General features: G+C 65.5%; 7 protein-coding genes. All 7 read left to right on the plus strand.

The annotated features are described in order from the left end of the window. The first annotated feature begins 30 nt into the window (after nucleotides 1–30). The 7 genes from ABFX29_RS01270 to ABFX29_RS01300 all read left to right on the plus strand — a co-directional run bounded on the left by ABFX29_RS01270 (nucleotide 31) and on the right by ABFX29_RS01300 (nucleotide 9,455). The gene (locus ABFX29_RS01270) at nucleotides 31–2,031 is read left to right on the plus strand and encodes a helix-turn-helix transcriptional regulator (RefSeq protein WP_152227924.1); all 2,001 of its coding nucleotides are present in this window, start codon (nucleotides 31–33) and stop codon (nucleotides 2,029–2,031) included. Nucleotides 2,032–2,105: 74 nt separating this feature from the next. Next, entirely contained in the window at nucleotides 2,106–2,438 is a 333-nt protein-coding gene (locus tag ABFX29_RS01275; RefSeq protein WP_152227922.1) for a hypothetical protein, read from the plus strand. A 32-nt stretch (nucleotides 2,439–2,470) separates the two neighbouring features. Further along, complete coding sequence (gene tatA / locus ABFX29_RS01280; RefSeq protein WP_152227920.1) at nucleotides 2,471–2,764, plus strand: Sec-independent protein translocase subunit TatA; 294 nt, start codon at nucleotides 2,471–2,473, stop codon at nucleotides 2,762–2,764. Nucleotides 2,765–2,811: 47 nt separating this feature from the next. After that, nucleotides 2,812–3,597 (plus strand): twin-arginine translocase subunit TatC, encoded by a 786-nt coding sequence (gene tatC / locus ABFX29_RS01285; protein ID WP_211372381.1) that lies wholly within the window; start codon nucleotides 2,812–2,814, stop codon nucleotides 3,595–3,597. Nucleotides 3,598–3,706: 109 nt separating this feature from the next. Next, on the plus strand, nucleotides 3,707–6,556 hold the full coding sequence (locus ABFX29_RS01290) for a DEAD/DEAH box helicase (protein ID WP_152227918.1): 2,850 nt from the start codon (nucleotides 3,707–3,709) through the stop codon (nucleotides 6,554–6,556). Nucleotides 6,557–6,618: 62 nt separating this feature from the next. Then, on the plus strand, nucleotides 6,619–8,259 hold the full coding sequence (locus ABFX29_RS01295; RefSeq protein WP_246167466.1) for an amidohydrolase: 1,641 nt from the start codon (nucleotides 6,619–6,621) through the stop codon (nucleotides 8,257–8,259). A gap of 467 nt (nucleotides 8,260–8,726) precedes the next feature. Beyond that, nucleotides 8,727–9,455, plus strand: a complete 729-nt coding sequence (locus tag ABFX29_RS01300; protein ID WP_152227917.1) for a polyprenol monophosphomannose synthase — start codon at nucleotides 8,727–8,729, stop codon at nucleotides 9,453–9,455. Nucleotides 9,456–9,504: the final 49 nt, after the last annotated feature.

The following is a 9,504-nucleotide window of genomic DNA, read 5'->3' on the forward strand; positions in this document are numbered from 1 at the left end:
TTGGGGGACCAACGGCTGTAGATTAGCCGTGTGTCTCCGAAACCAGCCGAAAAACGCACCGAGCGCCTGCTCAACCTGGTCATAGCCCTGCTCTCGTCCCGCCGCGGCTTCACCAAGGCTGAACTGTTCGAGGAAATCGAGCTCTACTCCGAGGCAGCAACGCCTGAAGCCCGTGAGAAGCTCTTCGACCGGGATAAGGCGTTCCTGCGTGAGCAGGGCATACCGGTGGAGTCCTACAGCGAGGACCCGCTCTACGAACAGGACAACTCGCTGCAGCGCTACCGCATCCGCAGCGAGGAGTACCGGCTGCCCGAAGTGTCCTTTACTCCCGCCGAATCCGCTGTCCTGGCCCTGGCGGCCCAGATGTGGGAGCAGGCATCCCTGGGTTCAGCCGCAGCCCGTGCGCTGCGCAAGCTCCGGGCACGCGGTGTCCTTGCCGAAGACGCTGCGGCCAGCCCCGTTCATCCGGCTATCCGCACCTCGGACCCCAACTTCGCCAAGGTCTTCCGCGCCGTCACGGACAGGACCCCCGTCACCTTCGGCTACCGTGCTTCCTCCGGAGAGGAATCCACGCGCAGCGTCCAGCCCTGGGGAATGGGTTCACGCTATGGCCACTGGTACCTCGTTGGCTGGGACACTGACCGGAACGCTGAACGCTGGTTCCGACTCTCCCGAATGACCACTGAGGTTCGGACCGGCAGGGGCAGCTACCTTGTCCCGGCGGACTTTGACATCCACGCCTCGCTGGCCTCCCTGGACCACGTTTTTGCTTCCCGCTCCGCGGCCGTGGACGTCCGGGCAGGTGCCGGTGCGGAGCTCCGCCTCCGTGCCGGAGACCACAGGGACCCTTCTGCCGGGCTCGCGGATCCGCCGCCCGGATGGGACCGCCTCTGGTTCGCTGTCACGGACCTTGATGGCCTGGCCGCCGACGCCGCTGCCTTGGGTACCGCAGCCCGCGCAGTCCATCCGCCCGAGCTGAAGGATGCGGTCTTTGCAGCCCTGGCCCGGGCACACAAATTCCAGGACGAACCGGTTCCGGAATACGCCCCGGCCGCGGCCACCCGCGGAACGGCGCCCAAGGCTGCCGGGGCACAGGAGCGGCTGAGCAGGCTCCTGGACCTGGTTCCCTACATCCTGGCCAACCAGGGGGCCGGCATGGCGGAGACTGCCGGCCGTTTCGGAGTGAGCCAGGAGCAGCTGGCCTCGGACCTCAACCTGCTCTTCGTCAGCGGACCGCGGTACTACCCGAACGGCCTCATGGACGTGAACTTCGAAACCGGGGAAATCTACATCGACAACGCGGAGAACCTGTCCCAGCCGGTGCGGCTTTCCATGGACGAAGCCGCTGCCCTGGTTGTGGGGCTGGATACCCTCGCTGCGCTGCCCGGAGCCGCCCCAACCGATGCCGTAGCCTCGGCCCATGCCAAGCTCACCGAAGCGGCCGGAACGGCGGCAGCGGCGGGGAGCTCCCTTGCAGCAGAACTCCTTCCGGCCGGTACGCCGCCGGAGCTGCTGGCTGAACTCCAGAAGGCCGTCACCGGCAGGAGGCAGCTGGCCATCCGCTACGTCGTCCCGAGCCGCGACGAGGTCTCCGAAAGGCTGGTAGATCCGCGCCGCATCTTCTCGGACAACAACACGTGGTATCTGGATGCCTGGTGCCACCGGGCCCAGGCAGGACGGTTCTTCCGGGTGGACAGGATCCTCTCAGCCACGGACAGCGGGGAAGCCGCTGCTCACCGTCCCGAACCGGATCCGCAGTTCCCCTCCAGTCTTTTCACGCCGGCGGACTCGGACGAGTTTGTCACAATCCGCCTTCTGCCCGACGCCTCCTGGGTCGCCGACGCTTACCACGCCGAGAAGCGGGCACAGCTGCCCGACGGCGGTCAGGCCGTGGTGCTGCGAACGGCCAGTACCGGCTGGATTCCGGGATTCATCGCGCGCCTCGGCGGATCCGCCGCCGTCCTGGAGCCTGCCGGGCTGCGGGAGGAAACCTCTGCGTGGCTGGCGTCCGCGGCAGCAGACTACGCGTGAACACCACGTGAAGCCCTGCTCCGGCTCGCCGCCATTGGCTCAGGTTTCACTGAACCCTCCACTATGCTGGAACCATGCCTTGGTGGTCGTGGATTCTGATATGGGTTGCCCTCACAGCGGTGGCCCTGCTGCTCTATGTCCTGATCGGCTACCGGCTCTTCCGCAAGTTCATGGCAGTGCTGCGCGAAGTCCAGTCAGCCGGAGCCCGGCTGTCCTTTGCCCCGGGGCCCGTTTCGCCGGATACTCCCACGGAATTCCGGCCAGCGGTCTTCGAGGATCCGGCGGATGAACGCCGCCGGTACGACGAGGGCAAATCGGCCAGGAAAGAAGCACGGCGTGAACGCCGTGTCCAGCGCCGGATCCTGCGCGGACAACCGCGGGCCTGGCGCGACATTCCCGAGCTCTGACATAAAATGCACTTAAACGAAAGGACACCGGCATGCGCCTAGAAGGCTGGCACATTGTCATCATCATTGTTATAGCGATCCTGCTCTTTGGTGCGCCAAAGCTGCCGGGACTTGCGCGAAGCGTGGGGCAGTCCCTGCGGATCTTCAAGTCCGAGGTACGCCAAATGAAGGATGAGAACACTTCCTCCTCTGCTGACGGCGACCCGGTCGAAGGCCGCGTGGTCAACAACCCGGGACAGGCGACCGGCCAGCAGGGACCGGCCGCGGGACACACTCCGCCTTCGGGACCCAATACCGGCAGCGGCAATCCGCCCGCTAACCCGTAGCGGCTGTGGCGCTTACACGGGGGCGCAAATCCAACCCTGAAGGGCGGATGGCCCTCAAGGAACACCTGAAGGAATTCCGGAACCGGCTGTTCAAGGCTGCAATCGCAGTGGTCTTGGGCACCGTAGGCGGCTTCTTCCTCTACATGCCTGTCTTCAATGAGCTCACCCGTCCTGTCCGGGAGCTTTCCGAAGACCAGGGCCGCCTGGCCACCATCAACTTTGACGGGGTGGCAACCTCGTTTGACCAGATGATCCAGGTTTCGGTCTTCATTGGCCTGCTGATTTCCAGCCCGTTCTGGCTTTACCAGCTGTGGGCTTTCATCACGCCGGGCCTGAAAAGCAAGGAACGCCGCGCAGCACTTGGTTTCCTCGCCGCTGCGGTTCCGCTGTTCCTCGCCGGTGTCTACCTTGCCTGGCTTATCCTGCCCAACGCCGTCGGGGTCCTGACCGACTTCACGCCGGAGGGCGCTGCAAACGTCATCACGGCGTCGGTGTACCTGGCCTTCGTCCTGAGGCTCCTCCTCGCATTCGGCATAGCCTTCCTGATCCCCGTTGTCATGGTTGGGCTGAACCTGCTGGGCCTGCTGAGCGGGAAGACGATCGTGAAGTACTGGCGGATCACCGTCTTCATTATCTGCCTGTTTGCCGCCATGGCAGCGCCGGGCGGCGACGCACTGAGCATGTTCTACCTCGCAGCTCCTTTGCTGGTGCTCTTTGCCGTAGCGGTGGGCCTGTGCTTCATCAATGACAAACGCCGTGCCAGGCGCAGCGCTGCCCGTGAAGCGGCCGTCGAAGCCGAAGCGGACAGGGCATCAGTGATCCCGGACGCGTAGCTGGGCCGGGCACTCCCAAGCATGGCTGCGGTACCCGCTTCCAGTCCGGGGGCAGGTACCGCGCGGGCAGCAGGACGAACCCGCTCCATGAAACGTCTAGGCTGGAGATATGACTTCCCCGTCTGAACGGTATCTCGCCGCTAAAGAACGCACCGGCCACGCACGGACCCGCCTGGGAGTCTTCGAGCAGTCGCTGGGCTTCGACCTTGATCCCTTCCAGCTGGAGGCCTGCCGCTCCGTGGAAGCAGGCCGCGGCGTCCTGGTAGCCGCCCCGACGGGTGCCGGAAAGACCGTCGTAGGGGAATTCGCTGTTTACATGGCGCTCGAACGTGGCCTGAAGGCGTTCTACACCACTCCGATCAAGGCCCTGAGCAACCAGAAATACACGGAGCTCTCCGCGTCCTACGGCTCGGAAAATGTTGGCCTGCTCACCGGGGACACGAGCATCAACCCGGACGCCCCCGTGGTGGTCATGACCACCGAGGTGCTGCGCAACATGCTCTACGCGAACTCGGACACCCTGGATGACCTGGGATACGTGGTCATGGACGAAGTCCACTACCTCGCTGACCGATTCCGTGGAGCCGTCTGGGAAGAAGTCATCATCCACCTGCGCTCTGACGTGCAGCTCGTATCGCTGAGCGCCACAGTGTCCAACGCGGAGGAATTCGGCGCCTGGCTCGACACTGTCCGCGGGGACACCGACGTCGTCGTCACCGAACACCGTCCGGTTCCCCTGTGGCAGCACGTCATGGTGGGCCGGGACATCCTGGACCTTTTCGCCACTGACGTTTCCTTTGATGAGACCGCTGGCGCCGAGAACGGGCCGTCCGCCGCCGGAGGAAAGGTCAAGGTCAATCCGGAACTGCAGGAACTGGCGCGCAGCGAGTCCCGGCTGAACCAGCGCGGCCGCTGGGGCGGGCAGCGCTCCGGCCCGGGCGGCCGCAAACCGGCCAATACCCGCAGGGGGACGTCCGGTTCCAACGCACTGACGCGGACACCGCGGGCCTCCCGCCCGCAGGTGATCAGCCAGCTGGATAAACGGGGGCTGCTGCCGGCCATTACCTTCATCTTCTCCCGCAACGGATGCGACGGCGCGGTCCGCCAGTGCGTGGACGCCGGCCTCACCCTCACCAGCGAAGCCGAGCGCGCCGTCATCGCCAGGACCGTTGACGAAGCTGCCCGGGACATCCCCGAGGACGATCTGGAAGTACTGGGTTTCTGGACCTGGCGTGAAGGACTCGTCCGCGGCTTCGCCGCCCACCACGCAGGCATGCTGCCGACATTCAAGGAAGTGGTGGAGAAGCTCTTTGCCGCCGGATTGGTCCGGGCAGTCTTCGCGACCGAAACGCTGGCCCTGGGCGTCAACATGCCTGCCCGCTCAGTCGTCCTCGAGAAACTGGACAAGTTCAACGGGGAGGCGCACGTCGATGTCACGGCGGGGGAGTACACCCAGCTCACCGGGCGCGCCGGGCGCCGGGGAATCGACGTCGAAGGGCACGCCGTCGTGCTCTGGCAGCCAGGCACCGATCCGGCGGCTGTGGCCGGGCTCGCGTCCCGCCGGACGTATCCGCTGAACTCATCCTTCCGTCCCACCTACAACATGAGCATCAACCTGATCGCCCAGTTCGGGCGGGACCGCGCACGGGAGATCCTGGAATCGTCTTTTGCACAGTTCCAGGCAGACCGCTCGGTGGTCGGCCTTGCCCGCCAGGTCCGGTCGCGCGAGGAATCCCTTACCGGCTACGAGAAGGCGATGACCTGCCATCTGGGGGACTTTACCGAGTACGCTGCGCTGCGGCGCCAGCTCTCCGACCTCGAAAACAACGCCTCCCGGTCCAAAGCCCGCAGCCTGCGCAGCGCCGCTGCCGCTTCCCTGGAAACGCTGCGCCCCGGCGATGTGGTGGATATCCCCGGCGGACGGAACCCGGGCTATGCCGTGGTCCTTTCCCCGGACTCCGGTGCCCGCGACCCGCGCCCGACCATCCTGACCGAGGACAAGCAGCTGCGCCGCCTGCACGTCCAGGACCTGGATGGAGCGGTGAAGGTGGTATCCCAGATCCGCATCCCCAAGTCCTTCAACGCCCGAACACCCAAAGACCGGCGGGACCTGGCGTCGTCACTGCACAACGCGCTGCGGGAGCACCGCCCGCCGCGTCCGGCAGGAAGCCGCGGCGCGTCCCTCCATACCGGAGGCACCGAACGGCAGGAGCAGGCGATAGCCGAGCTGCGCCGGAAAATGCGGGCCCACCCATGCCACGGCTGCAGTGACCGCGAAGACCATGCCCGCTGGGCTGAGCGCTGGTGGAAGCTGCGCCGCGAAACGGACAACCTCGCCGCCCAGATCCGCGGCCGCACCAACACGATTGCCAAGACCTTCGACCGCGTCAGCTCGGTGCTGGAGCACTACGGATACGTCGCTCCGGACGGGGACGGTGCCCTGCGTGTGACCTCGGCCGGCAGCAAGCTCCGCCGAATCTACGGAGAGAAGGATCTGCTGGCAGCACTCGGGCTGGAGAACGGGGCATTCGACGACGTCGACGCCGTGGAACTCGCCTGCCTGGCCACCGCGCTGGTCTACCAGCCCAAGCGGGAAGAGCGCGGCCTGCGTCCGAAGATGCCCAGCGCCGTGCTGGACGGGGCCATGGACATCCTCATCCGCCAGTGGTCCGAGCTTACGGACCTCGAAGAGGCGGAAAAGCTCCCCGTGACAGGTGAACCGGAGATGGGCCTGGTCTGGCCCATGTACAAGTGGGTCCGGGGCAAGCACCTGCAGGTGGCACTGAACGGCACCGAGCTGGCCGCCGGCGACTTCGTCAGGTGGTCCAAGCAGGTCATCGACCTGATCGACCAGCTGGCCAAGGTACCGGACATTTCCACTGACCTGCGCCGCCGCTGCCGTGAGGCAATCGACCTGATCAAGCGCGGCGTCGTCGCCTACTCGGCCGTGAGCGAATAGCTCAGCCGGAACGGCAGAGTTTCCCCAGAACTTTCGTAACAAACCACAGAACAGGTGAGTCCTTGAACAGCACGGCCCCGGCTAATGCCCTGACCCTTTACCGCAACGGTTCCGTCTACAGCTCAGCAGATCCCTTCGCCACCGCCATGCTGGTCGACGGCGGTACCGTCGCCTGGGTGGGCTCAGAGCATGCAGCGACATCCATCCAGGATGACAAGATGCAGGTGGTTGACCTGCAGGGTGCACTGGTGGCTCCGGGGTTCGTGGATTCCCACGTCCACCTGACGGAGACCGGGCTGGCTGCCTCATCGGTGGACCTCTCAGGCGTGCGCAGCCTGGCTGAAATGCTCGACGCCGTGGCCGCGGAGTCGGCCCGCACCAGCGGCGTGATCATTGGGCACGGATGGGACGAGTCCGGCTGGCCCGACCACCGTGTGCCGACTGCCGCTGAACTGGACCGCGCATCAGGGAACCGAAGTGTCTACCTTGCACGCGCGGACGTGCACTGTGCAGTGGTTTCCGGAACCCTTGCCGCCGAGCTGGGCCTGGCAGCCCTGGACGGCTGGGAAGACGGGTTTGTCATCAGGGACGCCCACGAAGCTGCGCGTACCGTCTCCCGCAGCCTCTCCCTGCCGGAACGTGCCCGGTACCAGCGCGCTGCCCTGGATCTTGCGGCGTCCCAGGGAATCGTTGCCGTAGCCGAGATGGCAGCCCCGCATATTGCCCCCGCCGAGGACCTCCGTCAGCTTCTGGGACTTGAAGGCAGCCTGGGCGATGCTCCGGCACCGCAGGTTCTGCCGTACTGGGGCCAGCTGGCGCAGAGCGAGTCGGAGCTCGCCGAAATTGTGTCCTCCTTCGACGGCCGCCTGCTGGGGCTTGCCGGAGACCTGAATATTGACGGATCCATCGGTGCGCGGACAGCCGCGCTGCGGGCCCCCTACGCGGATGCCCCCGAGACGGCCGGCAGTCTCTACCTCAGTGCGGAGCAGGCTGCCCGGCATCTGGAACTCGCAACCCGCGCCGGCCTCCAGGCAGGTTTCCACGTCATTGGTGATGCAGGACTGGACACGGTCATACAGGCCTTGGCCCTCGCGGCCGAATCCCTAGGGGAACCCGCCCTGCGGGCCGCCCATCATCGCCTGGAACACCTTGAACTCAGTGACGATGCAGCAGTGGCAGACCTGGTGCGGTTCGGGGTCACGGCGAGCATGCAGCCGGCCTTCGACGCGCTTTGGGGCGCCGGGGACGGCATGTACTCCCAGCGGCTGGGGAAGCGCAGCGCCTCGATGAACCGATTCGCTTCCCTGTTCTCCGCGGGTGTCCCCGTTGTATTCGGCTCCGATGCCCCGGTAACGGCGCTGGATCCGTGGCGTGCAGTCCGTGCGGCGGTGATGCACAACAATCCAGCGCAACGGATTTCCGCACGCGCGGCCTTCATCGCTCACACCCGCGCCGGATGGCGTGCAGCCGGGACAGGCAACCCCATGCTTGGACAGCTCGCCCCGGGAACGCCTGCCTCCTTCGCCGTGTGGGAAGCGGATGAGCTGATGGTGCAGACCCCGGACGCGTCAGTGGCTTCCTGGAGCACTGATCCCCGCGCCGGTACTCCGTTGCTGCCCGCACTGGACACGGAGCAGCTTCCGCGCTGCCTGCAGACCGTTCATCTGGGAACCGAACTGTACCGGGCAGCGGATTTTAGCTAGGCACCCGAAAAACCGGTACCGCTGATCCTGCACAAAAAGGCTCCTGACCTGCACCGATACACACTAGGTCCTAGTCAGGAAACATGTTGACACTTCCCGTTCAGGACGTAGTCTAGACAGACCGCGGCACGGACCGGCTTAGGCCGGAAACCAGCTGCCCCGGCCCGGGCACGTATGTGTGGGGGGCGATGGTCCTTCCACCCGGATGCGGTGCAGGGCCATCTGCAGCAACACAGTTGCGCACTGAGGGACAGGTTCAACCGTCAGTAGAAAACAGGTCCGGAGCCTCCGGAACTGGCCCGAAGACGGCGGTGCCTGTCCCTTTGTGTGCCCGCGCCGCGAACCGGACATGCGCCCCCTCCCGGCCGGCGGCGGATACCGTCCCATATACTGGTACTTCTGCCTCCGTCCGCAGACCCCTTCCGAGCCGCGATCAGCGCGGCTCGTGTTCGTTGAAAGGCCTTTGAGTGCGCGTCCTCACCATCATCCCCACCTACAACGAGATCGAGTCGCTGCCAAAAACGCTGCAGCGGCTCCGCGCGGCTGTACCGGACTCGGATGTGCTGATTGCAGACGACAACAGCCCGGACGGCACCGGCGCCTATGCCGACGAACAGGCAGCACTGGATCCCGCCGTGCATGTCCTGCACCGCAAGGGCAAGGAAGGCCTGGGGGCGGCCTATATTGCAGGATTCAGGTGGGGCCTGGAGCAGGGGTATGACGTCCTGGTGGAGATGGACGCCGACGGTTCACACAAGCCCGAGCAGCTGCCGCTGCTGCTGGAGGCCTCGGCTGCAGGTGCTGACCTTGTTATCGGTTCCCGATGGGTTCCCGGCGGGTCGGTCGTGAACTGGCCGCTGCGGCGCAAACTGCTCTCCCGTGCCGGCAGCACCTACTCCCGGCTGATGCTCGGAATCCCGGTACGGGACATCACGGCCGGATACCGTGCCTTTAAGCGAAGCACGCTGGAGAAGCTGGATCTCTCGGCCGTTGAATCCGTAGGCTACGGCTTCCAGGTTGACATGACCTTCCGGGTCGCCCGGCTTGGCCTGAAAATAACCGAGGTTCCCATCACCTTCGTTGAGCGCGAGTTTGGCGCTTCCAAGATGAGCGGCAACATTGTCTTCGAAGCCATCGCCAACGTCACCAAGTGGGGCATGGCGGCGCGCTGGGAAAAACTGACCAAGCGAAGCTAAGTACGGCTAAGCGGCCTGAATCAGACCGCACAGACCAAACGGCGAAGGC

This window comes from Arthrobacter gandavensis, assembly GCF_039528575.1.
Classification (GTDB): domain Bacteria; phylum Actinomycetota; class Actinomycetes; order Actinomycetales; family Micrococcaceae; genus Arthrobacter_B; species Arthrobacter_B citreus_B.